We start from the raw sequence: 26,180 nt of genomic DNA on the forward strand, positions 1-26,180 counted from the left end.
CCCGCCCTCACGCCAGGCCCAGCGCGAAGACCGCGAACCCCGCCGCCAGGACGCCCGCGAGGGCGCGCCTGGCGGTTCCCGTCCCCGTCCACGGCGACTCGAAGCCCCGTGCGTACCGCCCGATCAGGACGAGCAGCCCGGCGAAGAGCGGCATCCAGGCCAACCGGGCCAGGATCCAGCCGACCGAGTCGGGCGCGCCGACCAGGCCGGTGATCTCACCGGCGTACGAGGCGGGGATCGCGGCCGCCAGCATCGCCGTCTGGTGCCAGCACAGGATCGTCATCGCGGACAGGTTGACCACGACCACCGGCGCCCAGAGCGCGGGCCGCCGCAGCAGCTTCCCGAGCCGGTCCCGCAGCAGGATCGCGGCGCCGCTCTGGGTGGCGGCCAGGGCGAGCACGAGCAGCGACGGCGGGTGCGAGTTGGTGCGGGCCTCGCCGGGGACGCCGACCATCGAGGCGGGGTAGCCGAACCAGACCAGCAGCGCGGCGAAGAGCGCGGCGCCGCCGATCAGCAGCCCCCAGGCGTGCCGCCGGGTGACCCGGCCCTCGCCCCAGGAGACGCCGAGCTGATAGGCGAAGAGCCAGCCGGGCAGGATGTTGAGCACGCTCAGCCAGGACGGCACGGCGTCGGCGTACGGCCCGTAGCGCAGCAGGTCGACGACGGCGACGGAGCCGAGCAGCGGGGCCGCGGCCCACACCCCGAGCCGGCGGGCGGCCCGGACGCAGTACGGGGTGAGCGCGGTGACGACCGTGTACACGCCGACGAACCACAGCGGCTGGACGACCAGCGTGGACGCGGTCCGCAGGGTGTCGCCCGGCACCCCGAACCCGTAGTGCAGCAGTGGCAGCAGCGCCGCCCACACGGCGGTCACGCCGAGCACCGGTCGGCCGAGCCGGGCCAGCCGGCCCTTGAGCCAGTCGCGGACCGGCCCCTCGTGGCGGCGGAAGGAGAGCACCGAGGCGTAGCCGCCGACCAGGAAGAAGATGCCCAGCATCTGGAGGATCCAGCTGGCCGGGGCGAGCCCGCCGAAGGCGGACAGCGGGCTGGCGTTGTGGATCGCGCCGTCGTCGGAGAGCGTGAACCCGCCGAGCAGCCAGTGCCCGGTGGGCACGGCGAGCAGGGCGAGGGCGCGCAGCCCGTCGATCGCGCGGTCGCGGTGGGCGGGGGTGCGGGCCTCGATCCTCTCGGCGAGCCGCTTCATCGGACATCCCCCTCGGCGATGGCGGCGAACGCGCGGAGGGACTCGGTCCCGGGGGCGAAGTAGCCGTCGTGGCCCAGGGCGTCGCCGGCGGCGATCCGGCGGGCGCCGAACTCGGGGGCGGTGGGGTCGGTGCCGTGGCCGAGGCCGGCCACCCGGACGTGGGGGACCCGGTCGATCCAGTCGGTGGGGTCCTTGGCGGCCCACACCCGGGCGGTGGTGCCCAGGGCGGACGCGGTGTCGGCGCGCATCCCGGGGGAGCCGAGGACGACGAGGTCGCGGGCCTCGATCGCGGGCGCCGCGATGCCGCAGACGACGGAGCCGTAGCTGTGGCAGAAGACCGAGGGCTCGGCGGCGCCGACGGCGGCGAGCCCCTCGGTGAAGCGGCTGAGCCGCCCGGCCCCGGCCTCGGCCAGGTCCCCGGTGGCGGCGTCCAGGCCGACCCCGACGGGGGTGGTGTAGCCGGCCCAGGCGACGACGGCGGTCCGGCCGCCGGTCGCCTCGCGCAGGGCGGTGGCCTTGCGGGTGAGCGGCGCGAGGTTCCCGGCGTCGATGTCGGACCCCGGTACGAGCACGGCCACGTGCGCGGCCTTCGCCAGGTCCCCGTAGACCAGGACCGCCTGGCCGCGCCCCCGCGGGTCGTAGGCGAGGACCTGCTGCCCGGCGAACCGGGTGCCGGTGGTGCGGGCGTTGGCGGCGTAGCGCAGCGCGAGCGGGGCGCCGTCGAGGTTGCCCACGACGGTGGGGTGGGCGGCCGCCAGCTCGCGCTGCCGACGGGGGCTCAGGGAGCCGAAGTACGCCGCCGTCTGACCGGGTGTCATGCGCGCCGGGTCGGGCAGCCCGTCGGCCCGCCACTCCACGGTGCCGACCGGCACCCCCGTCACGGGCTGCTGGCTGCTGCCGGAAGCCCAGCCTGCGGTCCCGGCCACCACGGTCGCGGTGAGCGCGGCGGCGACCAGGGTCCTCGTGAAGCGGCGCATGGGGCGGCCCTTCCTCTCTCTCGTCGTTGGCGAGAGGAAGGTAGGAAGGGGACGGGTGACCGGGCGTCACACCAGGGCGCCAACCGTGGAGTGATACCGGGGTAGGGGGCGGACGAGCAGCCAACCCCAGGTCAGGGGTGGGGTTTTCCCCCCGGTCCGGGGTCCCGGCCTGGGGGTCCCGCGGTCCGGTCCGGTCCGGTGGGTCTCCGGGCCTGGGGGTCCCGCGGTCCGGTCCGGTGGGTCTCCGGGCCTGGGGGTCCCGCGGTCCGGTCCGGTGGGTCTCCGGGCCCGGGGGTCCCGCGGTCCGGTCCGGTGGGTCCCCGGGGCGTCGGGCCCCTAGCGTCCCTGGCCCGGGGTCACGAGCCCCGACTCGTAAGCGAAGACGACCGCCTGCGCCCGGTCGCGCAGGTCCAGCTTGGCCAGCACCCGGCCGATGTGGGTCTTCACGGTCTGCTCGGCGAGCACCAGGTGGTCGGCGATCTCCTGGTTCGACAGGCCCCGGGCGATCAGCTCCAGGACCTCCGTCTCGCGCGGGGTCAGCCCGTTGAGCCGCAGCGCGGCCCGGTCGGCGCGGGGAGCGGGCTTCGAGGCGGCGAAGTCGGCGATCAGCCGCCGGGTCACGGAGGGCGCCAGCAGCGCCTCGCCGGCCGCCACGATCCGGACCGCCGCGATCAGGTCGGCCGGCGGCGCGTCCTTCAGGAGGAAGCCGGAGGCGCCGGCGCGCAGCGCCTCGTACACGTAGTCGTCCACGTCGAAGGTGGTGAGCATGAGCACCTTGGGGCGGTGGACCACGCCCGGCGGGGGGTTCAGGATCTCGCGCGCCGCCGCGAGCCCGTCGAGCTCCGGCATCCGCACGTCCATGAGGACCACGTCCGGGTGGGTGGAGCGGGCCACGTCCACGCCCTGCCGGCCGTCCGGCGCCTCGCCCACCACGTCGATGTCGGGCTGCGCGGCGAGCAGCGCGGCGAACCCCGCCCGCACCATGGCCTGGTCGTCGACGATGATCACGCGAATGGTCACGGGCTTCCTCAGCTGTCGGTCGTACCCAGCGGCAGCCGGGCGGCGACCCGGAAGCCCCCGTCCGGCAGCGGCCCGGTGTCGAGCGAGCCGCCGGTCAACCGTACGCGCTCGCGCATCCCGACGAGTCCGTGCCCGGTGCCGGAACCGCCCTCGACGGGCGCACCCCGTTCCGCGGCGGGCCCGTTGACGACCAGCACGTTCAGCCAGCCCTCGCCGTCCGGGCGGACGGACACCCGGGTGGCGGCGCCCGGGGCGTGCCGGACGACGTTGGCCAGGGCCTCCTGCACGATCCGGTACGCCGAGAGGTCCACCGCCTGCGGCACGTCCCCCAGGTCGGCGGCGAGGGACAGCTCGGCCGGCACCCCGGCCCGCACCGTCGCCTCGATCAGCTGCTGCACCCGGTCGAGCCCCGGCTGCGGGGCCCGCTCGCCCTCCGCGCCCTCGCTGCGCAGCACCACGAGCAGCCGCCGCATCTCGGCGAGCGACTCGCGGGCCCCGGCCGCGATCGAGGCGAACTCCTCGCGGGCCGCGTCCGGCAGTTCGGGGATGCGGTACGGGGCGGAGTCCGCCTGCACGGTGATCACCGACATGTGGTGGGCGACCACGTCGTGCAGCTCGCGGGCGATCCTGGCCCGCTCCTCCAGGAGGGTGCGGCGGGCGCGTTCGGCCTCGCTGATGGTCTCCTGCTCGACCAGCCGCCGCTCGGCCTCGCCGCGACCGCGCAGGGTCGCGGTGATCATCAGCACGGCGCCGCTGAGCACGAAGAGCAGCAGCGTGATGCCGCCCGCCCGCTTCGGCGAGACGATCTCGAAGACGGTCGCGGCGGCCCCGGTCATCAGCCACACCCCGATGAGGGCGCGCCGGGACTCGCGCAGGCCGAGGGCGAGCATCAGCGCGAGGTAGCCGACCACGACCATCGGCGTCCACGGCCAGGGCCGCCCGTCGACCCCGTCGGCGCCGAGCATGACGAAGCCGCCGGCGACGTCCGCCGTGAAGATCACCCACCAGGCCTGGAGGGGCCGGGTGACGGCGAGCACCAGGGGCGCGGTCTGCGCGGTGGCCAGCGCCCCGGCGACGGCGCCGTTGACCTGGTAGTCCTGGACGAGCACGGTGATCGTGACGGGCAGCAGCGGGGCGACGAACGCCAGCGCGATCCCGTACGGCAGCAGCCGCACCCACGGGGAGGCCGCCCGCGCGCCCAGCGCCTCGCCGGGACCGGTCGGCGTGGTGAGGGCCACCCCGATCCCCTGGAGCAGCCCGCTCGCCCAGGCCCAGACCGCGCGGAGCAGCCCGTTCGCCCGGGTCCCGACCGCGCGGAGCGGCCCGCTCGCCCCGGTCCCGACCGTGCGGAGCAGCCCGCCGGCCCGGGCCCCGGCCGTGCGGACGGCGCTGCTCGCCCCGGTCCGGGTCCCCCGGAGCACCGCACCCGCGCGGTCCCCGGCCTGTCGCATGCGCGGCCGACGCCGCTGTTCGTCCTTCATGGCCCGCCCAGGGTAGGCGGGCCCGCCCAGGCCGCACGTCATACCGGGGTGCGGGCCGCGGGGTCATACCGGGGTACGAGACCCCGCCCGTGGCCGTGGCCCCGGGGCCCGTGCCCGCGCCTTGGGCCCGGCGCCCGCGCCGGGGCTCGCACGCCGTGCCCGTGCCCGTGCCCGCGTCCCCTGAAGCCCGGCGTCGTCGGCCCGGCTACAGCTCGGCGAGCAGCTCCGCCTTGCGGCAGGAGAACTCCTCGTCGGTCACCAGGCCCGCCTGGTGCAGCTCCCCGAGGTGGCGAATCCTTTCCGCGACGCCCGCCGGGTCGTAGGGCCGGGCCGCGCCGGGGAGGGCGGGGACCCGCGCGGAGCCGCGGATCGCGGCCAGGACGGCGGCGGCGAAGGGCAGCGACTCGTGCACCGGCCCGTAGCCGAGCCCGAAGACCACCGAGGCCGGGTCCTGCTCCGGATGGGCCGCGCGGGACCCGTGGCCGTCGCGCTCCAGCAGCCGCAGGCAGCCGTTCGGGGCCTCCGGCGAGTGCCACTCGACCCCGCTCAGCTCCTGCACGGAGTAGAACTTGTCGCCCGCCCGCCACTTCTCGGAGGACGCCCCGGTCCGGGACCAGCGGAAGGCGACCTCGGCCGACCCGTCGAAGCTGGCCTTCCCGTCGTACGCCTTGAAGGACTGCGGCCCCTCGGGCGCCGCGACCAGGAAGCCGTCCGTCGGCTCCGTCGCGTCCGCCGGGAGCAGCGCGCGCAGCTCGTCGCGGTAGTACGCGGCCTGCGCCTCGCGCTCGACGGGCAGCGCGATCCGGTAGGGGTCGCCCCCTTCCTGCAACTGCCCCGCCGCCGCCTCGACCAGTGGATCGGCCCCGGCCCTCGGCACGGCGTGCAGCACGACGGTGCCCCGCTTGCCCGGGGCCAGCGTCACGGACGCCAGCGCCTCGTGCGGGATGCGCCGTTCGCGCAGCACGCCGAAGAGCCTCGGCGTGCGGATCCCCCGTTCGAAACGGATGACGATGGCGTCGCTCTCGAACTGCCAGGTGGCATGTATTCCGGCCAGCACATCACCCATACGCCTCATCGTATGCGGCGTATGCCCCGGCGTCGCCCCTGTGGGAACGCCCGAAATCTGCCGTGATCTACGCGCGTCAGGCGGCTTCGGCACCGGAGATTCCCCTGCGGCAAGCGCTGTCCGCGGGAGCGCAGGTCAGCTCGCCGTACGCGCCGACGCCTATCGCGGCGAAGTTCGCGAGGCTCCCCGTGCCGGGCTCGAAGTAGCCCGCGTGGCCGGTCGCCCCGGCCGCCGAGAGCAGCCGCGCGCCGAACTCCGGGGCCACCGGGTCGGCCCCGTGGCCCACCCCGCCGAGCTCCAGGTGCGGGACGTCCGCGATCCAGTCGTCCGCGTCCCGCATGGCCCAGATGCGGGCCGGGGTGGCCAGGTCGGCGGCGTGCTCGGCGCGCATGCCGGGGCTGCCCGCGACCACCACGTCCGTCACCCGCTCGGGCAGCCGGGGCGCGGCGACCCCGCACAGGACGGAGCCGTAGCTGTGGCAGAACAGGCTGACCGGCGCGTCCCCGGGCAGCGCGGCGGTCAGGTCGACCAGCCGCACGGCGCCGTTCTCGGCGAGCCGCCCGATGGCCGCGTCGATGCCGACGCCGACGGGCGCGGTGTAGTCGGCCCAGGCGATGACGGCGGTCGGGGTGCGCGGGTCGGCGCGGTGCTCGGCGGCGTACAGGGAGGCGGCCATGCCGGCGGGCGCCGAGTACATCCGGGCGGTCTTCTGGAAGGTCAGCAGGTTGGTGTCGACGCCCGGCACGACCACGGACACCCGGCGGGCCCGGTCCAGGTCGCCGAGGACCTCCGCGGTCCGTCCCGTACCGCTCGGGTCGAAGGCGAGGATCTGGCGGCCCGGGCGCATCAGCGACCGGAAGCGGTCCACCCGGCGGCGGGCCTCGTGCAGCCCCTCGGCGTTCAGCCGCGGGTCGTCGACCCTGCCCCGCTCGGCGTCGAGCGTGCGGGCCAGGGAGACCCGGTTGGCGCGGTAGCGGAGGGTGACGGGGACGCCGTTGAGGTTGCCGACGACGAGCGGGTAGCGGTCGGCGAGCCGGGAGCGCTGCGCGGGGGAGAGGGAGGCGAAGAAGGAGGCGATCGTACGGGCCGGGGCCGCCGCGTCGGGCAGCGGACGGTGCCCGACCCTGCCGTGCGCCCACGCGGCGAGCGCGCTCTCGCGGGTCTCTCCTGGCGTGCTCTGATGCCGGATCGTGGTCCACCCCGTGGTCGCGAGGAACACGAACACCACGGCCAGCGCGAGCAGCATGCGCCAGACGGAGAGGGTGGGGGAGGAATCGAAGGAAGGCATTGGGCGCCACCCTAGGGGGCGCGGTCGTACGCCCGGGCGGGCGAGTGACGCGGATCACCTGGCGGACGGGGTGTGGTGACGTTCCGTGTGCGCGGGCGCACGCGGAGCTCGTACGGGCCCGGGGCGGGGTCGTGGGGTTCGCACCGGTGCGCGGTGGGCCCGCGGAGCGGGTGCGGGCTCGGGCCGGTCGGGCTCACGCCCTCCAGTCCGGCGCGAGGGCCGGGCCCAGGTGGTCCAGGTACCGCTCGGTGAGCGCGCGGATCGCCTCCAGGGTCGGGTCCTCGCCCCGCCCCCACAGCTGGCCTGTCACCCGCATCACGCCGCTGAACGCCGCCACGGCGATCCGCGGGCGCGGGTCCGCGTCCACGTCGAGCCCCTCGCGCTCGGCGATCACCCGCGCGATGGACTCCTCCATCTCCGTGGAGCGCCGCAGGTGGACCGCGAGCAGGGCGGGCGTGGACTCGATGACCTGGAAGCTGCGGACGTACAGCTCGACCGGGACGACCTCGGCGATGGCCTCGCCGATGGTGTCCCAGGCGCTCAGGACCGCGTTGCGCATGGCGTCGAACGGGCCCTCCTCGGGGGGCCGTTCGGTGAGCGCGCGCATGAACCGCTCCTCCACCATCTGCTGGACGGCGAAGGCCACCTCCTCCTTGGAGGCGAAGTAGCGGAAGAAGGTGCGCTGCGAGACCTCGACCGCGTCGGCGATCTCGTCGACGGTGGTCCCCTCGTACCCCTGGGTGGTGAAGAGCTCCAGGGCCACCCGGATCAGCGCGTCACGGGTGCGCTGCTTCTTCCGCTCGCGCAGACCGGGAAGCGTCACCGTCCGGCCCCCTTCCCGCGTCTCGTTTCGGCTGTTTCGTCCAGCTCAGCGTACCTGTGAGCAACATGACAGTTACCGTCGCGTGAACTGATTAGTCAATTGTCAGTGACTGACATTAGCCTCACCGCATGACTAGTCAGACCACCGTGGAAAAGGCCCCGCAGGGGCAGGGGGGTGGCCGGACGCCCGACGGGAGCCCGGCTCCGGCTCAGGCGAAGGGGCTGCGCGGCCACCCGTGGCTGACCCTGTTCGCCGTCGCCGTGGGCGTCATGATGGTCGCGCTCGACGGCACGATCGTCGCCATCGCCAACCCCGCCATCAAGGACGACCTCCAGGCCTCGCTGGCCGAGGTCCAGTGGATCACCAACGGCTACCTCCTCGCGCTGGCCGTCGCGCTGATCACGGCCGGCAAGCTGGGCGACCGCTTCGGCCACCGGCAGACCTTCATCATCGGCATCGCGGGCTTCGCCGCCTCCTCCGGCGCGATCGGGCTGTCGAGCTCGATCGGCCTCGTGGTCGGCTTCCGCGTCCTCCAGGGCCTCTTCGGCGCCCTGCTGATGCCGGCCGCGCTCGGCCTGCTGCGGGCCACCTTCCCGGCCGAGAAGCTCAACATGGCCATCGGCATCTGGGGCATGGTCATCGGCGCCTCGACCGCGGGCGGTCCGATCGTCGGCGGCCTGCTCGTCGAGCACGTCAGCTGGCAGTCCGTCTTCTTCATCAACGTGCCGGTCGGCGTCCTCGCGCTCGTCCTCGGCCTGGTGATCCTCAAGGACCACCGCGCCGAGAACGCCCCGCGCTCCTTCGACGTCCTCGGCATCCTGCTGCTCTCCGGCGCGATGGCCTCCCTCATCTGGGGCATCATCAAGGCCGGCGAGTCCTGGGGCTGGTCGAGCGGCAAGACCTGGGGCTGTCTGATCGGCGCCCTGCTGCTCTTCGTCGTCTTCGCCTTCTGGGAGACCCGGGTCAAGGAGCCGCTCATCCCGCTGGCGATGTTCCGCTCCGTGCCGCTCTCGGCCGGTGTGGTGCTGATGGTCCTGATGGCCTTCGCCTTCATGGGCGGCCTGTTCTTCGTGACCTTCTACCTCCAGGGCGTGAAGGGCCTCAGCCCGGTCGACAGCGGCATGCACCTGCTGCCGCTGACCGGCATGATGATCGTCTCCTCGCCGCTGGCCGGCGCGCTGATCACCAAGTTCGGCCCGCGGGTCCCGCTGGTCGGCGGCATGGTCTGCACCGCCGTCGCGATGTTCGGCATGATCACCCTCACCTCCGGTACGGGCACCCTCGCGATGTCCCTCTGGTTCGCCCTGCTCGGCCTGGGTCTCGCCCCGGTCATGGTCGGCGCCACCGAGGTCATCGTCGGCAACGCGCCGCTGGAGCTCTCCGGCGTGGCCGGCGGTCTGCAGCAGGCCGCCATGCAGGTCGGCGGTGCCCTCGGCACGGCCGTGCTGGGCGCGGTGATGTCCTCCAAGGTCTCCAGCGCCTTCGCGGAGAACTGGAAGGCCGCGGGCATCCCGACGCCGCCGGACCCGCGCCTGGAGCAGGCCGCCGAGTTCGGCATGGTGCCGCCGGAGCTGGCCAAGGCCCCGGGCATGACGCCCGACATGTTCCAGGTGATCGGCAAGGTCATCCACGACACGTTCATGGACGGCATGGGGCTCGCCTTCACCGTCGCCGGCGTCGTGGCGGTCGTGGCCGCCGTCGTCGCCACGCTCACCAAGCGCGGCGCCAACGCGGAGGCGGGCGCGGGCGCGGCCCACATCTGAGCCGGTGGGCCCGAGGGCTCCTCAGGGGTCCCGCAGGGGGTCGTCACCCGTTCGCGTGAACGGGGGCGGCCCCTCTTCCTTTCCCGGGTGGCTTCCGCCAAGCTCTTGATTACAGAGAGTGACGAAACGGGGGTTCACCTGCATGTATACGAAGACGATGCTGGCCGTCGGAGCGGTCCTGACCACCCTCCTGACGATCCCTGCCGAAGCGGCGGTCCCGGTGGCGGCCCCGGCGGCGGTGCCGACGGCCGCGGCTCCGGCCCGCCCGGCGGCCGCGGCGGGCGGCACGGCGCTGGGGCCCTGCGGGCCGGGGCAGCTGTGCCTGTGGCCGAAGGCCGAGTTCAAGGGCAGGGCCCAGACCCACGAGCTGGCCTCGGTCGACATCGAGAGCTGCGTCGCCCTGCCCGCCGGGACGACCGCCCAGGCCCTCGCCAACCGGACCGGGCGGCCGGTCACCACCTACCAGTCCGCCGTCTGCGCGGAGACCGGCGAGTTCGAGACCTATCCGGGCCGAGGGACCTGGGTGCCCCAGACGCCCTACCAGGTCAGAGCCTTCAAGATCTGGGAGAGGTAGGGGCCGGCGCCGGGACCTCCGGGGCGCCGGGCGGCGGGGCGGCCAGCCGGGCCACCTCGGCCCGCAGCTCCCGCACCTCGACGGTCAGCGCCTCCAGGAGTTCCAGCTGCCGGCGCTCGGTCTCGTCGTCCCGCTCGAAGCGGGCGATGAACCAGGCGGCGATGTTGGCCGTCACCACACCGAGCAGGGCGATGCCCGACAGCATCAGGCCCACCGCGAGCACCCGGCCCAGACCCGTGGTCGGGGCGTGGTCGCCGTAGCCGACGGTGGTCATCGTGGTGAAGGACCACCAGACCGCGTCGCCCAGCGTCTTGATGTTGCCGTTCGGCGCGTCCCGCTCCACGTGGAGCACGGCCAGCGAGCCGAACATCATCAGCCCGACCACCGAGCCCGCCACATAGGTGGTGAGCGTTATCTGCGGGGCCATCCGGGCCCGCCGGCCGACCAGGAGGAGCGTCGACACCACCCGCAGCAGCCGCAGCGGCTGCACCATCGGCAGTATCACCGCGAGCAGGTCCAGCGGATGCCCCCGCACGAACGCCCACCTGGCCGGGGCGAGCGCGAGGCGCACGAGGTAGTCCAGGGCGAACGCGGCCCACACCGCCCACTCCACGTGGGTGCACAGCCGGTGCACCCACGGGTCGGCGCCGGGCGCCACGATGGGCACGGCATAGGCGAGGCCGAACGCCACGGCCAGCACCAGGAGCGGTGTCTGGGTGCGCTCTTCCCAGCGGTCCTTCATGACGGGTGATCCTTCATGCCCGGCATCGTAAGGAACGCGGAAGGGCGGCGGGACCGTCGGTCCCACCGCCCTTCACCAGGGGATACGGGTCAGGCGTCGCCGCCCGCGGCGCCCGGGTCCGCCGCCGCCACGTCCAGTAGCTGGTAGCGGTCCACGGCCTGCTTCAGGACCGACCGGTCGACCTTGCCCTCGTGGGCCAGCTCGGTGAGGACCGCGAGCACGATCGACTGGGCGTCGATGTGGAAGTAGCGACGGGCCGCGCCACGGGTGTCCGCGAAGCCGAAGCCGTCCGCGCCCAGCGAGGTGTAACGGCCCGGCACCCAGCGGGAGATCTGGTCCGGCACCGAGCGCATCCAGTCCGAGACCGCCACGAACGGGCCCTGGGCGTCCTGGAGCTTGCGCGTCACGTACGGGACGCGCTGCTCCTCGTCCGGGTGGAGCAGGTTGTGCTCCTCGACGGCCACTGCCTCGCGGCGCAGCTCGTTCCAGGAGGTGGCCGACCAGACGTCGGCGCGCACGTTCCACTCCTCGGCGAGGATCCGCTGGGCCTCCAGGGCCCACGGCACGCCGACGCCGGAGGCCATGATCTGCGCCGGGATGGCGCCGGACTCGCCGGCCTTGTAGCGGTAGATGCCCTTGAGGATGCCCTCGGCGTCCACGTTCTCGGGCTCGGCCGGGTGCTGGATCGGCTCGTTGTAGACCGTCAGGTAGTAGAAGACGTCCTCGGCCTGGGGGCCGTACATCCGCCGCAGACCGTCCTGCACGATGTGCGCGATCTCGAAGCCGAAGGCCGGGTCGTAGGCGACGCAGCCCGGGTTGGTGGAGGCCAGCAGGTGCGAGTGCCCGTCGGCGTGCTGGAGGCCCTCGCCGGTCAGCGTGGTGCGGCCGGCGGTGGCGCCGAGCACGAAGCCGCGCGCGAGCTGGTCGGCCATCTGCCAGAACTGGTCGCCGGTGCGCTGGAAGCCGAACATCGAGTAGAAGACGTAGACCGGGATGAGCGGCTCGCCGTGCGTCGCGTAGGCCGAGCCGGCGGCGATCAGCGAGGCCGTGCAGCCGGCCTCCGAGATGCCGTCGTGCAGCATCTGGCCGGTCGGAGACTCCTTGTAGGCCAGCAGCAGTTCGCGGTCCACGGCCTCGTACTGCTGCCCGAGCGGGTTGTAGATCTTGGCGCTCGGGAAGAAGGAGTCCATGCCGAAGGTGCGGTACTCGTCGGGCGCGATCAGCACGAAGCGCTTGCCGATCTCCTTGTCCCGCATCAGGTCCTTGAGCAGCCGGACGAAGGCCATCGTGGTGGCGATCGACTGCTGGCCCGAGCCCTTCTTCACCGGGGCGTAGGTCTTGTCCTCGGGCAGGACCAGCGGCTTGGCGCGGACCACCCGCGTCGGGACGTACCCGCCGAGCGCCTTGCGGCGGTCGTGCATGTACTGGATCTCCTCGGAGTTCCGGCCCGGGTGGTAGTACGGCGGCAGGCCCTCCTCCAGCTGCCTGTCCGTGACCGGGATGTGCAGCCGGTCGCGGAAGCGCTTGAGGTCGTCGACCGTCAGCTTCTTCATCTGGTGGGTGGCGTTGCGGCCCTCGAAGTTGGGGCCCAGCGTCCAGCCCTTGACCGTCTTGGCCAGGATCACCGTCGGCTGGCCCTTGTGGGCCTTGGCCGCCGAGAACGCGGCGAAGATCTTCTTGTGGTCGTGACCGCCGCGGCCCAGGTGCAGGATCTGGTCGTCGGTCATGTTCTCGACCATGGCCCGCAGCCGCTGGTCGTCGCCGAAGAAGTGGTCGCGGATGTACGCGCCGGTCTCCGTCGCGTACGTCTGGTACTGGCCGTCCGGCGTGGTGTTCATCCGGTTGACCAGCACGCCGTCGCGGTCCTGCGCGAGCAGCGGGTCCCAGGAGCGGTCCCAGACCAGCTTGATGACGTTCCAGCCGGCGCCGCGGAAGACCGACTCCAGCTCCTGGATGACCTTGCCGTTGCCGCGCACCGGGCCGTCGAGGCGCTGCAGGTTGCAGTTGACGACGAAGGTGAGGTTGTCCAGGTTCTCCCGGGCCGCGATGGTCAGCTGGCCGAGCGACTCCGGCTCGTCCATCTCGCCGTCGCCGAGGAAGGCCCACACGTGCGACTTGGAGGTGTCGGCGATGCCGCGGGCCGCCATGTAGCGGTTCATCCGGGCCTGGTAGATCGCGCCGAGCGGGCCGAGGCCCATCGAGACCGTCGGGAACTCCCAGAAGTCCGGCATCAGCCGCGGGTGCGGGTACGAGGACAGCCCGTTGGGGTACTTCGACTTCTCCTGGCGGAAGGCGTCGAGCTGGGTCTCGTTCAGCCGGTCGAGCAGGAAGGCGCGGGCGTAGATGCCGGGGGAGGCGTGCCCCTGGAAGAAGATCTGGTCGCCGCCGTCGCCCTCGTCCTTGCCGCGGAAGAAGTGGTTGAAGCCGACGTCGTACAGCGAGGCGGAGGAGGCGAAGGTCGCGATGTGGCCGCCGACGCCGATCCCGGGACGCTGGGCGCGCGAGACCATCACGGCCGCGTTCCACCGGGTGGCGTTGAGGACCTTGCGCTCGATCTCCTCGTTGCCGGGGAAGAACGGCTCGTCCTTGGTCGCGATGGTGTTCACGTAGTCCGTGCTGCGCATCTCGGGCACCGCGACGCGCTTCTCACGGGCCCGCTCGATCAGCCTCAGCATGAGGTAGCGGGCCCGCTCCCGGCCCCGCTCGTCGACGGCGGCGTCCAGGGAGTCGAGCCATTCCTGGGTCTCTTCGGGATCGAAATCCGGGACCTGGCTGGGAAGGCCGCCAATGATGATCGGGTTGCGATCGGATGCGGAAGCCACGCTGTTCCTTCGCTGGTCGGTGGGGCCCACGGGGAGGGCCCGCGGAGGCCGGGATGACCATCGTGTACCCCGCCTACGGCAAACGTCATCTTTACCGTGGGGTAACCCTCCCGAGGTGCCGTGTTCGGTCAAATCGCAACCTTACGCCCATCCCGCGCATGCGTTTCGTCAGCACGTTCGGCAGACTGAAGCCGCAGAGTCCCGCAATGCGGGGCGAAGAGTGCACGCCTCGTCACGGAGCGCGACGGGCGCTCGCCGGAAGTTGCGGCGAGACGGCCCCAAACGTCACCGTTTCGGCGGTCTCCACGGCCGGGTACTTGCGCGATCCGCCCCGGCCCGTGTGGACTACGGCCAGCGCCGCGCGTACGCGCGCGGCCGAAGCATTTTTCCAAACGATCAGGAGGCAAGCCGTGAGCGCGACCGCGGACCACGCGGAGGAGCGGACCAACCCGGCAGCGAGGCTGGGGTTCGAGCCCGGACAGGTGGTCCAGGAGATCGGCTACGACGACGACGTCGACCACGATCTCCGTGAAGGCATCGAGTCCCTCATCAACCAGGAGCTCGTCGACGAGGACTACGACGACGTCGCGGACGTCGTCGTGCTGTGGTTCCGCGACGAGGACGGTGACCTCACCGACGCCCTGGTGGATGCCATCGGTCTTCTGGAGGACGGCGGCAACATCTGGCTGCTGACCCCGAAGACCGGCCGCGACGGCTACATCGAGCCGAGCGACATCAACGATGCCGCGCAGACCGCCGGTCTCTCCCAGACCAAGAGCATCAGCGTCGCCAAGGACTGGACGGGCACCCGCCTGGCCGCCCCCAAGCGCTGATCCCCACGCTGCAACGAGCCCCCGCCGGTCACGACCGGCGGGGGCTCTGCGCGTACCCGTCGCCCATTAGGGTGGGTTTCACCGGATCGGCCCAAGGGCTGGGCCGCCGGGCGAAGGGATGCGTACGCGATGGCGATCGAGATCGGCGCCCAGGCCCCGGACTTCGAGCTGAAGGACAACCACGGGCGCACCGTGCGGCTCTCCGACTTCTCCGGGGACTCCGAGGACGGCCGCAACGTGGTGCTGTTCTTCTACCCCTTCGCCTTCACCGGCGTGTGCACCGGCGAGCTGCGCGAGCTCCGCGACCACCTGGACACCTTCGTCAACGAGGACACCCAGCTGCTGGCCGTCTCCGCCGACTCGATCCACACCCTGCGCGTCTTCGGCGAGCAGGAGGGGCTGGAGTTCCCGCTGCTCTCCGACTTCTGGCCGCACGGCGCGGCCTCCCGCGCCTACGGCGTGTTCGACGAGGACAAGGGCTGCGCGGTGCGCGGCACCTTCGTCATCGACCGGGCCGGCACGGTCCGCTGGTCGGTCGTCAACGGGCTGCCGGACGCCCGTGACCTGGACGACTACGTGAAGGCGCTCGCGGCCCTCTGAGAGCCCCGGGCGGCCGCTCCGGGACTCCGGCCGGGGGCTCCCCGGCCAACACTCGGGCGAAACGTCTGTTTCGACTGGGAACCCGTCACTAGGATCCAGACGTTGATCCGATGCCAACGCACGACTGGGGGCGCTGCCCCTGGAAACCAATGGAGGGACTCGTGGGAGTCAGCCTCAGCAAGGGCGGCAACGTCTCGCTGACCAAGGAGGCCCCTGGCCTGACCGCCGTCACCGTCGGTCTGGGCTGGGACGTCCGCACCACCACCGGTACGGACTTCGACCTCGACGCCAGCGCCATCCTGGTGAACGCGGAGGGCAAGGTCCGCAACGACCAGGACTTCGTGTTCTTCAACAACCTGAAGAGCGCCGACGGCTCCGTCGAGCACACCGGTGACAACCTCACCGGCGAGGGCGAGGGTGACGACGAGCAGGTCAAGGTCAACCTGGCCGGGGTCCCCGCCGATGTCGCCAAGATCGTCTTCCCGGTCTCGATCTACGACGCGGACAACCGCCAGCAGTCCTTCGGCCAGGTCCGCAACGCGTTTATCCGCGTCGTGAACCAGGCCGGCGGCGCCGAGATCGCGCGGTACGACCTGTCCGAGGACGCCTCGACCGAGACCGCCATGGTCTTCGGCGAGCTGTACCGCAACGGCGAGGAGTGGAAGTTCCGCGCCGTCGGCCAGGGCTACGCCTCGGGCCTGCGCGGCATCGCGCAGGACTTCGGCGTCAACGTCTGACCGACGCCACCGCATCCCGTCCGGCGCCGCACCCTCCGTGCGGCGCCGGACGTGCCTCATCAGCAGTCATCACCGGGGAGGAACCACCGTCATGGGCGTCACGCTCGCCAAGGGAGGCAATGTCTCCCTCTCGAAGGCCGCACCCAATCTCACCCAGGTGCTGGTGGGGCTCGGCTGGGACGCGCGCTCCACCACCGGAGCCCCCTTCGACCTCGACGCCAGCGCACTGCTGTGCCGGTCGGGCCGGGTGCTCGGTGACGAGTACTTCGTCTTCTACAACAACCTCCGGAGCCCCGAGGGCTCCGTCGAACACACCGGTGACAACCTCACCGGAGAGGGTGACGGCGACGACGAGTCGCTCATCGTGGACCTGACCCGGGTGCCGGCCCACTGCGACAAGATCATCTTCCCGGTCTCGATCCACGAGGCCGACAACCGCGGCCAGTCGTTCGGCCAGGTGGCGAACGCCTTCATCCGGGTCGTGAACCGGACGGACGGCCAGGAACTCGCCCGCTACGACCTCTCCGAGGACGCCTCCACGGAGACGGCGATGATCTTCGGCGAGCTCTACCGCTACAACGGCGAATGGAAGTTCCGAGCGGTCGGACAGGGGTACGCGTCCGGCCTGCGGGGCATCGCTCTAGACTTCGGGGTCAACGTTTCGTAAAGCCGCGTAATAACACGATGGGGTAGACAGTGGTTCTGAAAACCTTCGGCTGGTCGTTCGCGATCACTGTGCTCGGCCTGGCCGCGGCCGTGGTCTACGGGGGGTGGGAGGCGTTCGGGGTCGTCGCGATCCTCTGCGTCCTGGAGATCTCGCTCTCCTTCGACAACGCGGTGGTCAACGCCGGAATCCTGAAGAAGATGAACGCCTTCTGGCAGAAGATCTTCCTCACGATCGGTGTCCTCATCGCCGTCTTCGGCATGCGGCTCGTCTTCCCCGTGGTGATCGTCGCGGTCAGCGCCAAGATCGGCCCCATCGAGGCCGTCAACCTCGCGCTGAACGACGCCGACAGGTACCAGGAACTGGTCACCGACGCACACCCGTCGATCGCCGCCTTCGGTGGCATGTTCCTGCTGATGATCTTCCTGGACTTCATCTTCGAGGACCGTGACATCCAGTGGCTGCGCTGGATCGAGCGCCCGCTGGCCAAGCTGGGCAAGGTCGACATGCTGTCGGTCTGCATCGCCCTGATCATCCTGCTGATCACCGCGATGACCTTCGCGACCCAGGCCCACCAGCACGGCGGCGCCCACGTCGACAAGGCCCAGACCGTGCTGATCTCCGGCATCGCCGGCCTCATCACGTACCTCGTCGTCGGCGGTCTCTCCGGCTACTTCGAGAACAAGCTGGAGGAGGAAGAGGAGCGCGAGCACGAGGCCGAGGAAGCGGCCAAGCGCAGCGGCAAGAAGGTTTCCGCGGTCCAGCTGGCCGGCAAGGCCGCCTTCTTCATGTTCCTCTACCTGGAGGTCCTCGACGCCTCCTTCTCCTTCGACGGTGTCATCGGCGCCTTCGCCATCACCAACGACATCGTCCTGATGGCCCTCGGCCTCGGCGTCGGCGCCATGTACGTCCGTTCGCTCACGGTCTACCTGGTCCGCGAGGGCACCCTCGACGACTACGTCTACCTGGAGCACGGCGCCCACTACGCCATCGGCGCCCTGGCCGTGGTCCTCATGGTCACCATCCAGTACGAGATCCCCGAGATCGTCACCGGCGGCATCGGCGTCGCCCTCATCGGCCTCTCCTTCTGGTCCTCCGTCCGGCGCAACAAGGCGCTCGCGGCGGCCGGCGGGGAATCCGACTCCTCGGACGACAAGACCGGGGTGCCGTCCGGGGTGTGACACCCCCGACAATGAGGAACGCTTCCTGCGGGGCGGCCGGTGCACCCGGCCGCCCCGCGGCGCGTGACCGGGGTGGGCGACGAGTGGGGGTGGGGGCGCATGGCCTTCTGGGACAACCTGTTTCCCGGCAGGGGGGACGACTTCGACTTCGGCAGCGCCGCCAACTCCATCGACCTGACCAGACGCCGTCCCACGGTCTCCCTCACCAAGCAGGGCGCCGCCACCGGCAACCTCCGGGTCAACCTCTCCTGGCGCATGCGCACCTCCGACATCGAGGGCCGCCGCCGCCAGACCGGCGGCCTGCTGCGCCACCCGACGCGGCTGTTCAAGCCCGAGGAGGTCCAGGCCCACACCCAGGGCGTCGTCAACGTCGACCTGGACCTCGGCTGCCTCTACGAGCTGGCCGACGGCAGCAAGGGCGTGGTGCAGCCGCTCGGCGGCTTCCTCGGGCACACCAACGAGCCGCCGTACGTGAAGCTCAGCGGCGACGACCGCTTCGGGGCGCCCTCCGGCGAGACGATCTTCGTCAACCTGGACCACAAGGACGAGATCAAGCGCCTGCTCTTCTTCGTCTACATCTACGACCAGACGCCGGCCTTCGACCGCACCCACGCCAAGGTCACGCTCTACCCGAGCAACGGCCCGCGGATCGAGATCGAGCTGGACGAGCACGCCCCGCAGGCCCGCTCCTGCGCCGTCTTCAGCGTGGAGAACGTCAAGGGCGAGCTGACCGTCCGCCGCGAGGTGCGCTTCGTCTACGGCTTCCAGGCCGAGCTGGACCGGCTGTACGGCTGGGGCCTGCAGTGGGGCCGCGGCTACAAGACCAAGACCTGACGCCCGCCGGGCCGGACCCGTGCGCCCGGCCCGCCCGCCGGGGCCCCGGGGTCACCGGACGAACTGCGGCCCCATCGGAGGCATCCGGAACTCGCGGACCGGCTGCGGATACCCGTACCCGGGCGCCGCGGCTGGAGCCGTCGCAGGAAGCGGGGGAGCGGCCGGCTGCGGCGGCACGGACGGGACCGGCGGCGGGGTCACCGGGCCCACCGGGGCCGGGCCCTCACCGACCGGCTGCACCATCGTCGCGTCGGGATCGTGCCCCGGCGCCGCGGCGTCCCGGGGTCCGCCGTCCTCCACCGCGGAGCCGACCGAGCCCGAGGAGTCGGCGGAGTCGGCGGATTCGTCCACGGACACCCCGAAGTCCGTCGCGAGGCCCACCAGGCCGGTCGGATAGCCCTGACCCACCGCCCGGAACTTCCAGCCCTCCCCGCGCCGGTACAGCTCGCCGCAGATGATCGCGGTCTCCTCGCCGGTCTCCGCCGACACGTCGAAGACCGCGAGCGGGTCACGGTCGCCCGAGCCCGGCGCCGCGTCGTACAGCAGGATCCGCAGGTCGGAGACCGAACGGAAGGTGTCACCGTCCGATGAGGCCGCGAGGACCACCCGGTCGACCGAGGCGTCGAGCGCCCCCAGGTCGGCCTCCACGACGTCCGTGAGGCCCTCCGGCTCCCGCTTCTTGTGGGGCAGCCTGCGGACCAGCCCCGAGGGATGCCGGAGCTGGTTGTAGAAGACGAAGTCCTCGTCCGACCGCACGCGGCCGCCCGCACCGAGGAGCAGGGCCGAGGCGTCCACGTCGGGCACCCCGGGGCCCGGAGTCCAGCGGAGCACGGCCCGTACGGCCGCGGTGTCGAGAGGGACGTTGGAGCCCTTCAGCATCGCGTGCGTCATGCCCGTCATCATTCCTGCCCGGCCGCCTTCCGGACAACGCGGGGGGCCGGATGCGGACGAGTTACCTGAACTTCACGCACGTGGGGAACTACGGACACCCACATCTACGTACTATTACCGGCCACATCTCATCAGGGCCTCCCGGGCCAGTCGGGGGAGATACATGCGTCATTTCGGGCACATCCCGGCCGCATCGCGGACCAGGCTGTTCCACCAGGAGCCGGCCGCCTTCACGGCCGACTCTCCCGCGCGCACGCTCGCCGTGGCCCTGGGCGCCACGCTCTACAGCCCGGCCACCCGGCCGCGGCTCGCCGACGACGTGCGCAAACAGGCCGCGCGGGGAGTCGCCTCCATGGTGCTCTGCCTGGAGGACTCCATCAGCGACGCCGAGGTGGAGGCCGGCGAGGCCAACCTCGTCCACCAGTTCGCCGAGCTCGCCGCCGGCAGCGGGCCGGACGGCGCCGATGTGCCCCTGCTCTTCATCCGGGTCCGCGAGCCCCGGCAGATCACCGACCTCGTCGAGCGCCTCGGCGAAACGGTCCGGCTGCTGTCCGGATTCGTACTCCCCAAATTCACCGAGACCCGCGGCCGCGCCTTCCTCGAAGCGCTCGCGGTCGCCGAGCGGGACTGCGGCCGCCGGCTCTTCGCCATGCCCGTCCTGGAGTCCCCCGAGCTGCTCCACCTGGAGACCCGGGCCGAGACCCTGGCCGGCATCGCCTCGATCACCGGCAAGCACCGCGACCGCGTCCTCGCGCTGCGCCTCGGCGTCACCGACTTCTGCTCGAACTACGGCCTGCGCCGCTCGCCCGACATGACCGCGTACGACGTCAAACTCGTCGCGAACGTCATCGCCGACGTCGTCAACGTCCTCGGCCGCTCCGACGGCACCGGCTTCACCATCACCGGACCCGTCTGGGAGTACTTCCGGCCCGGCGAGCGCATGTTCAAGCCCCAGCTGCGCCGCAGCCCCTTCCTGGAGGGCCGCGCCGAGGACCTGCGGACCGCGCTCATCGAGCACGACCTCGACGGGCTGCTGCGCGAGATCGAGCTCGACCGCGCCAACGGCCTGCTCGGCAAGACCTGCATCCACCCCACCCACGTCCTGCCGGTGCACGCACTCTCCGTGGTCAGCCACGAGGAGTTCAGCGACGCCCAGGACATCCTGCGGCCGGAACGCGGCGGCGGCGGGGTGCTCCGCTCCGCGTACACGAACAAGATGAACGAGGTGAAGCCGCACCGCGCGTGGGCCGAACGGACCCTGCTGCGCGCCGAGGTCTTCGGCGTCGCGCGCGAGGACGTCGGCTTCGTGGAGCTGCTCACCGCCGGCCTGGCCGGCTGACGGAAGGCTGAAGAACTCCGATGGATCCGATGGAAACGGTGTGGTCGGGAACCTGGGTCGCGGAGCGACTGGGCGTCGGCCTCACCGGTGACGAGGAGCTGCCGGGGCTGCTGGGCCTCGCCCTGCGCCGCAACCCCAAGCGCGCGCACCTGCTGGTCTCCAACGTGCTCGGCAAGCACGTGCCGCAGCGCCCCTCGGTCGTCCGGGACGCCGGCTACGACCTGGGCGTACGGGTACGGCGGCTGCTCGGCGACGAGGAGGCGGCGCGGGCCGTCGTCCTCGGGTACGCCGAGACCGCCACCGGCCTCGGCCACAGTGTCGCCGACGGCCTCGCGCTCGCCCCGTACCTCCACTCCACCCGCCGCCCGGTCGACGGCGTCGCCACCGCCGGCGGCTTCGAGGAGTCCCACTCCCACGCCACCTCCCACCTGCTGCTCCCCGAGGACCCCAAGCTGCTCGCCGGCTTCGGCCCGCTGGTCCTGGTCGACGACGAGTTCTCCACCGGCAACACGGTCCTCAACACCATCCGTGACCTGCACGAACGCCACCCGCGCGACCGCTATGTGGTGGTCGCGCTCGTCGACATGCGCACCCCCGCCGACCGGGCCAGGCTCACCGACTTCGCCGAGGCCCTCGGCGCCCGCGTCGACCTGATCACCCTCGCGGCCGGCACCGTGGACCTCCCGGACGGCGTCCTCGCCAAGGGGCAGGAGCTGGTGGCCCGCCACGAGGCCGCGACCCCCGCCGCCCCCGTACCCACGCCCCGCGCCCGGCGCGGTGGGGCCGGGATACGCCGGGTCGCGCTCGACTGGCCGTCCGGCGTGCCCGACGGCGGCCGGCACGGCTTCACGCCCGAGCACCGGGAGCGCCTGGAGGAGGCCCTGCCGGGCATGGCGGCCCGGATCGCGGAGGCGCTGGAGGAGGATCCGGAGGCCCTGGAGGATCCGGAGGCCCTGGAGGTCCCGGGGGGCCTGGAGGCTCTGGAGAGCCTGGGAGCCCTGGAGGGGCTCGGGGTCCTGGGGGCCTCGGGGGCCTTGGAGACACTGGAGGTCCCGGTGGACCCGGAGCAGTCCCCTGGCGCCCCGCAGGCCCCGGCCGCCCCCGTCGTCCCGGCCCCGTCGTCCCGGGTCCCCCGCGTGCTCGTCCTCGGCTTCGAGGAGCTCATGTACGCGCCGCTGCGCCTGGCCGGCGAGCTGGAGCGGACCGGCGGCGCCGAGGTCCGCTACTCCACCACCACCCGCTCGCCCGTCCTCGCCGTCGACGACCCCGGCTACGCCATAAGGACCCGGCTGGTCTTCCCCGCGCACGACGAGCCCGCCGACGGCCCCGGCGAGCGGTACGCGTACAACGTGGCCGGCGGCGGCTTCGACGCGGTCGTCGCCGTCGTCGACTCGGTCGCCGACACCCCCGAGCTGCACGCGCCGGACGGGCTGCTCGCCCAGCTCGCGGCGCACATACCCAGGGTCGTGCTGGCCGTCGTCCCCTCGTACACCCCCCAGGTCACCGAAGCTCCCGAAAGGAGCTCCATGCTGCCCGAGCCCCTCCGCGGCCCCGCCTTCTCCTCGTACGCGCCCGAGGAGGTCGGCTGGCTGCTCCAGGACCTCTCGGACGTGGAACTGGAGGCCCCGACCGAGGAACGCGAGGAGGCCATCCAGAGCGGCGGCGCGCACTACGCCGAGTCGCTCCCGGTCGAGTACCAGCCCAGCGAGCGCTACCAGGAGCTGTTCCAGGCCGCCCTGGACGGCTCCGCCGCCCGGATCGCCCGTGCCGTCGGCACCGTCACCGAGACCGTCCTCGCCGAGCGCGGCAAGCAGCCCGTGCTGGTCTCCCTCGCCCGCGCCGGCACCCCCGTGGGCGTCCTGATGCGCCGCTGGGCGCAGCACCGGCACGGCCTGGAGCTCGCGCACTACGCCGTCTCCATCGTGCGCGGCCGCGGCATCGACGCCAACGCGCTGCGCTGGCTCGCCGCCCACCACGACCCGGCCGACGTCGTGTTCGTCGACGGCTGGACCGGAAAGGGCGCCATCACCCGCGAGCTCGCCGAGGCCCTCAAGGAGTTCGACGGCTTCGACCCGGAGGTCGCGGTCCTCGCCGACCCCGGCTCCTGCGTCCGCACCTACGGCACCCGCGAGGACTTCCTCATCCCCTCCGCCTGCCTCAACTCCACCGTCTCCGGCCTGATCTCGCGCACCGTCCTGCGCTCCGACCTGGTCGGCCCGCACGACTTCCACGGCGCCAAGTTCTACCGGGAACTGACCGGCGCCGACGTCTCCGTCGCCTTCCTCGACGCCGTGGCCGCCCGCTTCGACGAGGTCGCCGCCGAGGTCGACGAGGACGTCACCCGCCTCCTCACCGCCGACCGCACCCCCACCTGGGAGGGCTGGAGCGCCGTCGAGCGGATCAGCGAGGAGTACGGCATCCACGACGTCAACCTGGTCAAGCCGGGCGTCGGCGAGACCACCCGGGTGCTGCTGCGCCGGGTCCCCTGGAAGATCCTGGCCAAGCGGGGCGCGGGCGCCGACCTGGCGCACGTACGGCTGCTCGCCGAACAGCGGGGCGTCCCCGTAGAGGAGGTCGACGACCTGCCGTACAGCTGCGTCGGACTGATCCACCCCCGGTTCACGCGCGGGGCGACCGGCGCCGACGGCACGGCGGTGGTGTCCCGATGAACGCCGCGTACAAGGACGCCGAGGGCACCGGATCCGGCACCGCTGCCCCGAGCCCGGGCCCGGGCCGGGGCCGGGGCGCCGCGGCGCCGACCGTCCTGGTCGCCAGCGACCTCGACCGCACCCTCATCTACTCCACCGCGGCCCTCTCCCTCGGCATGCCCGACGCCCAGGCGCCCCGGCTGCTGTGCGTGGAGGTCCACGAGTCGAAGCCGCTCTCGTACCTGACCGAGAAGGCCTCCGCCGAACTGCGGGCGCTGGCCGCCGAAACGGTCTTCGTGCCGACCACCACCCGCACCCGCAAGCAGTACCAGCGCATCCGGCTGCTCGGCGACACCCCGCCGAAGTACGCGATCTGCGCCAACGGCGGGCACCTGCTCGTCGACGGCGTCTCCGACCCCGACTGGCACGCCGAGGTGCTCCGCCGGGTCGCCGAGTCCTGCGCCCCGCTCGCCGAGGTCCGCGCCTACTTCACCGCCACCACGGACCTGTCCTGGGTGCGCAAGCACCGCGTCGCCGAGGACCTGTTCGCCTATCTCGTCGTCGAGCGGGAGCGACTGCCCGAGGAGTGGCTGGCCCGCTTCACCGAGTGGGCGGGGGAGCGCGGCTGGACGGTCTCGTTGCAGGGCCGCAAGGTGTACGCCGTGCCGAAGCCGCTCACCAAGAGCGCGGCCGTCCGCGAGGTCGCCCGCCGGGTCGGCGCCACGCTCACCCTCGCCGCCGGGGACTCGCTCCTCGACGCCGATCTGCTGCTCGCCGCCGACCGGGCCTGGCGCCCGGGGCACGGCGAACTCGCCGACGACGACTGGACGGCGCCCCACGTGGAGGCGCTGGCCGAGCGGGGCGTGGCGGCGGGCGAGGAGATCCTGCGCCGCTTCCGGGCCACGGCCAGGGCGCACGCGGCGCCCGGGCCGGACGCCGCGGCGGTCACGGACCGGCCCTGACCGGCCGCGCCGGCGCCCGGCCCTGACCGGCCCTCATCCCTCTACCGCTATCCGCAGCACCCGCCCCCGCAGCAGCCGCCTCCGCCGCCACCACCACTGGGGGCGGGGGCGGAGCCCTTCCCGCCGCCGCCGCCGACGGCGACGGCGGAGAGGAGCTTGACGGTGTCGTCGTGCCCGGCGGGGCAGGCGGCGGGGTCGGAGGACTCGGCCATGGGACGGCTGAGCTCGAAGGTGTCGCCGCAGGTCCGGCAGCGGTACTCGTAACGAGGCATGGGCGAAGCCTACGGCTTCCCCCGCTCCTCCCGGATCTGTTCGACGACCCGCCCGGCGCTCGCCCGGATCGCCTCCAGCTCGGTGAGGAAGGCCCAGTAGTCGGGATGCCGCCCGCCCTCCAGCGTCCCCACGGCCCGGTCGATCCGCGCCACGGCCTCGTCGAGGGGCCGGGCGTGCCGGGGCTCGGGGGTGCTGCGCCCGGCCATGGCGAGCCGCTGGGCGTCGCGTACGGCGAAGCGGGTGCGGTCGATCTCGGCCTGCGGGTCCTTGGCGACGGCGTTCAGGCGGCTCAGCCGGTCCCCGGCGGCGGCCACGCCCTCGCCGGCGCTGTCGAGCAGGGCGCGGGCGGTGGCCAGCAGCGAGGTGGCGTCGGGCCAGCGCTGTTCGTCGCGCGCCTTCGCGGCCTCGGCCAGCCGCTCCTCGGCCTGCCGGGCGGCGCCGGCGGCCTGCTCGGGCACGTGCTGGAGGTCCTGCCAGCAGGCCGCGGAGAACCGGCGGCGCAGCTCGGAGAGGACCGGCTCGACCCCTTCGGCACGGGTGGCGAGGGCCTGGGCGCGGGTACGGAGCGAGACGAGCCGCTTGTCGATCTCGGCGGCCCGCTCGGGCACCCGGGCGGCCTCGGCCCGTACCGCCTCGGCCTCCCGGAGCACCCGGTCGGCGCGTTGCAGCGTCTCGGCCACGCCGTGCCGCCCGGCCCCTTCGTTGAGCCGGGTCAGCTCGGGCCCGAGGAGTGCGAGCCGCCGCGCCAGGTCGTCCGCGCGGAAGCCCCGCTCCCGGGTGCCGTCGAGGGCCTCGCCGGCCGCCCGCAGCGCCTGCCGCGCCCGCTCGACGGCGGGGGCGAGCCGGGCCAGCTGGGTCTCCGCCCGGCCGAGTAGCGGCGCGAGCCCTTGCTCGAACCGGTCGAGCTCGCCCTTGACCCGCACGAGCTCGTCCCGGGCCCGCTCCAGCTCGCTCTTGGCCCGCCCGGCCGCGGCGGCGTCGAGCAGATCCCCGTCGAGGTCATGGGCGTCGACGGCACTGATGTAGACATGGCTGACCTCGTCGATCCGCCGCCCGAGCGCGGCGAACCCCTCCACGGCCCGAGCGGCCTCGGCGGAGTCGTCGGCGGCGGTGATCGTCTCGATGGAGATCCGCAGCCCGCGCTGCGCGGTGTCCAGCTCGTAGAAGGCCGCGGCGGCGGCGTCCTTGGCCGCCTGCGCCTCGGCCCGCCGGCTCTCGTCCCGCCCCCCGAACCACCGACGCGTCCCGCCCCCGGCGAAGGCCTGCGGCACCAGCGCGACGACGAGCAGCGGCAGGGCGAGCCCCAGCCGAAACGTGGTGGTGATCCCGGGCGCAGCCCTGCCCCTGTCCTCGCTCGCCGCCACGTTTCCTCTCCCGTGCTGTGTCCGCCCTGCCCGGTCCGGTTCATTCTCCCACCCGCTAGGGACGAAGACACGGCCCGATCAGTTCACCGGAAGC

At 72.8% G+C, this 26,180-nt stretch carries 23 protein-coding genes; 11 read left to right on the forward strand and 12 right to left on the reverse strand.

The window, feature by feature from the left end; genetic code table 11:
- Nucleotides 1-7: 7 nt before the first annotated feature.
- The 7 genes from ABD981_RS27395 to ABD981_RS27425 all read right to left on the reverse strand — a co-directional run bounded on the left by ABD981_RS27395 (nt 8) and on the right by ABD981_RS27425 (nt 7,859).
- Nucleotides 8-1,204 (reverse strand): acyltransferase family protein, encoded by a 1,197-nt coding sequence (locus ABD981_RS27395; RefSeq protein WP_046906297.1) that lies wholly within the window; start codon nt 1,202-1,204, stop codon nt 8-10.
- A complete protein-coding gene (locus ABD981_RS27400) occupies nt 1,201-2,181 on the reverse strand; it encodes an alpha/beta hydrolase (protein WP_046906298.1) in 981 nt (326 codons plus the stop codon). Before ABD981_RS27400 ends, ABD981_RS27395 begins: the two co-directional genes overlap by 4 nt.
- Before the next feature lie 336 nt (nt 2,182-2,517).
- Nucleotides 2,518-3,201, reverse strand: a complete 684-nt coding sequence (locus ABD981_RS27405; RefSeq protein WP_046906299.1) for a response regulator — start codon at nt 3,199-3,201, stop codon at nt 2,518-2,520.
- An 8-nt stretch (nt 3,202-3,209) separates the two neighbouring features.
- Nucleotides 3,210-4,682 (reverse strand): sensor histidine kinase, encoded by a 1,473-nt coding sequence (locus ABD981_RS27410; RefSeq protein ID WP_240495118.1) that lies wholly within the window; start codon nt 4,680-4,682, stop codon nt 3,210-3,212.
- A 205-nt stretch (nt 4,683-4,887) separates the two neighbouring features.
- Entirely contained in the window at nt 4,888-5,748 is an 861-nt protein-coding gene (locus tag ABD981_RS27415; protein ID WP_046906300.1) for a DUF4429 domain-containing protein, read from the reverse strand.
- Between the two features lie 76 nt (nt 5,749-5,824).
- A complete protein-coding gene (locus ABD981_RS27420) occupies nt 5,825-7,036 on the reverse strand; it encodes an alpha/beta hydrolase (RefSeq protein ID WP_046906301.1) in 1,212 nt (403 codons plus the stop codon).
- A 193-nt stretch (nt 7,037-7,229) separates the two neighbouring features.
- Nucleotides 7,230-7,859, reverse strand: coding sequence for a TetR/AcrR family transcriptional regulator (locus ABD981_RS27425; protein WP_046906302.1), 630 nt, complete (start codon nt 7,857-7,859; stop codon nt 7,230-7,232).
- A 128-nt stretch (nt 7,860-7,987) separates the two neighbouring features.
- On the opposite strand from ABD981_RS27425, the gene ABD981_RS27430 reads away from it, so the two are divergent.
- Together ABD981_RS27430 and ABD981_RS27435 are read left to right on the forward strand one after the other, a co-directional pair.
- Nucleotides 7,988-9,622, forward strand: a complete 1,635-nt coding sequence (locus tag ABD981_RS27430; protein ID WP_046906303.1) for an MFS transporter — start codon at nt 7,988-7,990, stop codon at nt 9,620-9,622.
- A 142-nt stretch (nt 9,623-9,764) separates the two neighbouring features.
- Nucleotides 9,765-10,196 carry a peptidase inhibitor family I36 protein gene (locus ABD981_RS27435; protein ID WP_123954244.1) on the forward strand — a complete coding sequence of 144 codons (432 nt, stop codon included), beginning with the start codon at nt 9,765-9,767 and terminating at the stop codon, nt 10,194-10,196.
- On the opposite strand, the gene ABD981_RS27440 is transcribed toward ABD981_RS27435, so the two are convergent.
- The gene (locus ABD981_RS27440; protein WP_046906305.1) at nt 10,177-10,938 is read right to left on the reverse strand and encodes a potassium channel family protein; all 762 of its coding nucleotides are present in this window, start codon (nt 10,936-10,938) and stop codon (nt 10,177-10,179) included. The two genes, ABD981_RS27435 and ABD981_RS27440, sit on opposite strands and share 20 nt — an antisense overlap.
- A gap of 89 nt (nt 10,939-11,027) precedes the next feature.
- The gene (gene aceE / locus ABD981_RS27445) at nt 11,028-13,760 is read right to left on the reverse strand and encodes a pyruvate dehydrogenase (acetyl-transferring), homodimeric type (protein ID WP_046906306.1); all 2,733 of its coding nucleotides are present in this window, start codon (nt 13,758-13,760) and stop codon (nt 11,028-11,030) included.
- A gap of 410 nt (nt 13,761-14,170) precedes the next feature.
- On the opposite strand from aceE, the gene ABD981_RS27450 reads away from it, so the two are divergent.
- The 6 genes from ABD981_RS27450 (at nt 14,171) to ABD981_RS27475 (ending at nt 18,609) form a co-directional block, all read left to right on the forward strand.
- A complete protein-coding gene (locus tag ABD981_RS27450; RefSeq protein ID WP_046906307.1) occupies nt 14,171-14,593 on the forward strand; it encodes a DUF3052 domain-containing protein in 423 nt (140 codons plus the stop codon).
- Nucleotides 14,594-14,722: 129 nt separating this feature from the next.
- Nucleotides 14,723-15,193 (forward strand): peroxiredoxin, encoded by a 471-nt coding sequence (locus ABD981_RS27455; RefSeq protein ID WP_046906308.1) that lies wholly within the window; start codon nt 14,723-14,725, stop codon nt 15,191-15,193.
- A 161-nt stretch (nt 15,194-15,354) separates the two neighbouring features.
- The gene (locus ABD981_RS27460) at nt 15,355-15,930 is read left to right on the forward strand and encodes a TerD family protein (RefSeq protein ID WP_046906463.1); all 576 of its coding nucleotides are present in this window, start codon (nt 15,355-15,357) and stop codon (nt 15,928-15,930) included.
- A gap of 91 nt (nt 15,931-16,021) precedes the next feature.
- Nucleotides 16,022-16,597, forward strand: coding sequence for a TerD family protein (locus ABD981_RS27465; RefSeq protein WP_046906309.1), 576 nt, complete (start codon nt 16,022-16,024; stop codon nt 16,595-16,597).
- Between the two features lie 29 nt (nt 16,598-16,626).
- Nucleotides 16,627-17,775 carry a DUF475 domain-containing protein gene (locus ABD981_RS27470; protein ID WP_046906310.1) on the forward strand — a complete coding sequence of 383 codons (1,149 nt, stop codon included), beginning with the start codon at nt 16,627-16,629 and terminating at the stop codon, nt 17,773-17,775.
- A gap of 99 nt (nt 17,776-17,874) precedes the next feature.
- Nucleotides 17,875-18,609: a TerD family protein gene (locus ABD981_RS27475; RefSeq protein ID WP_046906464.1), complete on the forward strand. Its 735-nt coding sequence runs from the start codon at nt 17,875-17,877 to the stop codon at nt 18,607-18,609.
- 51 nt (nt 18,610-18,660) lie between these two features.
- Here the strand turns inward: ABD981_RS27475 and ABD981_RS27480 are convergent, their stop codons facing one another.
- A complete protein-coding gene (locus ABD981_RS27480) occupies nt 18,661-19,509 on the reverse strand; it encodes a TerD family protein (RefSeq protein WP_046906311.1) in 849 nt (282 codons plus the stop codon).
- Nucleotides 19,510-19,663: 154 nt separating this feature from the next.
- Between ABD981_RS27480 and ABD981_RS27485 the strand changes: the two genes are divergently transcribed.
- From ABD981_RS27485 to ABD981_RS27495, 3 genes are read left to right on the forward strand one after another with little or no spacing between them, the layout of a single operon-like run.
- A complete protein-coding gene (locus ABD981_RS27485; RefSeq protein ID WP_046906312.1) occupies nt 19,664-20,839 on the forward strand; it encodes an HpcH/HpaI aldolase/citrate lyase family protein in 1,176 nt (391 codons plus the stop codon).
- Nucleotides 20,840-20,868: 29 nt separating this feature from the next.
- Complete coding sequence (locus ABD981_RS27490) at nt 20,869-23,508, forward strand: phosphoribosyltransferase (RefSeq protein ID WP_123954274.1); 2,640 nt, start codon at nt 20,869-20,871, stop codon at nt 23,506-23,508.
- A complete protein-coding gene (locus ABD981_RS27495) occupies nt 23,505-24,449 on the forward strand; it encodes an HAD family hydrolase (RefSeq protein WP_240495119.1) in 945 nt (314 codons plus the stop codon). Before ABD981_RS27490 ends, ABD981_RS27495 begins: the two co-directional genes overlap by 4 nt.
- A 47-nt stretch (nt 24,450-24,496) precedes the next feature.
- Here ABD981_RS27495 and ABD981_RS27500 read toward each other — a convergent pair whose 3' ends face one another.
- The gene (locus ABD981_RS27500) at nt 24,497-24,721 is read right to left on the reverse strand and encodes an FmdB family zinc ribbon protein (protein ID WP_046906314.1); all 225 of its coding nucleotides are present in this window, start codon (nt 24,719-24,721) and stop codon (nt 24,497-24,499) included.
- Between the two features lie 9 nt (nt 24,722-24,730).
- Nucleotides 24,731-26,047: a coiled-coil domain-containing protein gene (locus ABD981_RS27505; protein WP_123954275.1), complete on the reverse strand. Its 1,317-nt coding sequence runs from the start codon at nt 26,045-26,047 to the stop codon at nt 24,731-24,733.
- Between the last annotated feature and the right edge of the window lie 133 nt (nt 26,048-26,180).

The sequence above is a fragment of the Streptomyces showdoensis genome, assembly GCF_039535475.1.
Lineage (GTDB): Bacteria > Actinomycetota > Actinomycetes > Streptomycetales > Streptomycetaceae > Streptomyces > Streptomyces showdoensis.

Coding starts and splice junctions, on each gene's coding strand:
- ABD981_RS27490 (WP_123954274.1), top strand. CDS start 20,869: ATGGAAACGGTGTGGTCGGGAACCTGGGTCGCGGAGCGACTGGGCGTC.
- ABD981_RS27485 (WP_046906312.1), top strand. CDS start 19,664: ATGCGTCATTTCGGGCACATCCCGGCCGCATCGCGGACCAGGCTGTTC.
- ABD981_RS27420 (WP_046906301.1), bottom strand. CDS start 7,036: ATGCCTTCCTTCGATTCCTCCCCCACCCTCTCCGTCTGGCGCATGCTG.
- ABD981_RS27395 (WP_046906297.1), bottom strand. CDS start 1,204: ATGAAGCGGCTCGCCGAGAGGATCGAGGCCCGCACCCCCGCCCACCGC.
- ABD981_RS27440 (WP_046906305.1), bottom strand. CDS start 10,938: ATGAAGGACCGCTGGGAAGAGCGCACCCAGACACCGCTCCTGGTGCTG.
- ABD981_RS27480 (WP_046906311.1), bottom strand. CDS start 19,509: ATGACGGGCATGACGCACGCGATGCTGAAGGGCTCCAACGTCCCTCTC.
- ABD981_RS27495 (WP_240495119.1), top strand. CDS start 23,505: ATGAACGCCGCGTACAAGGACGCCGAGGGCACCGGATCCGGCACCGCT.
- ABD981_RS27400 (WP_046906298.1), bottom strand. CDS start 2,181: ATGCGCCGCTTCACGAGGACCCTGGTCGCCGCCGCGCTCACCGCGACC.
- ABD981_RS27430 (WP_046906303.1), top strand. CDS start 7,988: ATGACTAGTCAGACCACCGTGGAAAAGGCCCCGCAGGGGCAGGGGGGT.
- ABD981_RS27410 (WP_240495118.1), bottom strand. CDS start 4,682: ATGAAGGACGAACAGCGGCGTCGGCCGCGCATGCGACAGGCCGGGGAC.
- ABD981_RS27500 (WP_046906314.1), bottom strand. CDS start 24,721: ATGCCTCGTTACGAGTACCGCTGCCGGACCTGCGGCGACACCTTCGAG.
- ABD981_RS27435 (WP_123954244.1), top strand. CDS start 9,765: ATGTATACGAAGACGATGCTGGCCGTCGGAGCGGTCCTGACCACCCTC.
- ABD981_RS27455 (WP_046906308.1), top strand. CDS start 14,723: ATGGCGATCGAGATCGGCGCCCAGGCCCCGGACTTCGAGCTGAAGGAC.
- ABD981_RS27465 (WP_046906309.1), top strand. CDS start 16,022: ATGGGCGTCACGCTCGCCAAGGGAGGCAATGTCTCCCTCTCGAAGGCC.
- ABD981_RS27475 (WP_046906464.1), top strand. CDS start 17,875: ATGGCCTTCTGGGACAACCTGTTTCCCGGCAGGGGGGACGACTTCGAC.
- ABD981_RS27415 (WP_046906300.1), bottom strand. CDS start 5,748: ATGGGTGATGTGCTGGCCGGAATACATGCCACCTGGCAGTTCGAGAGC.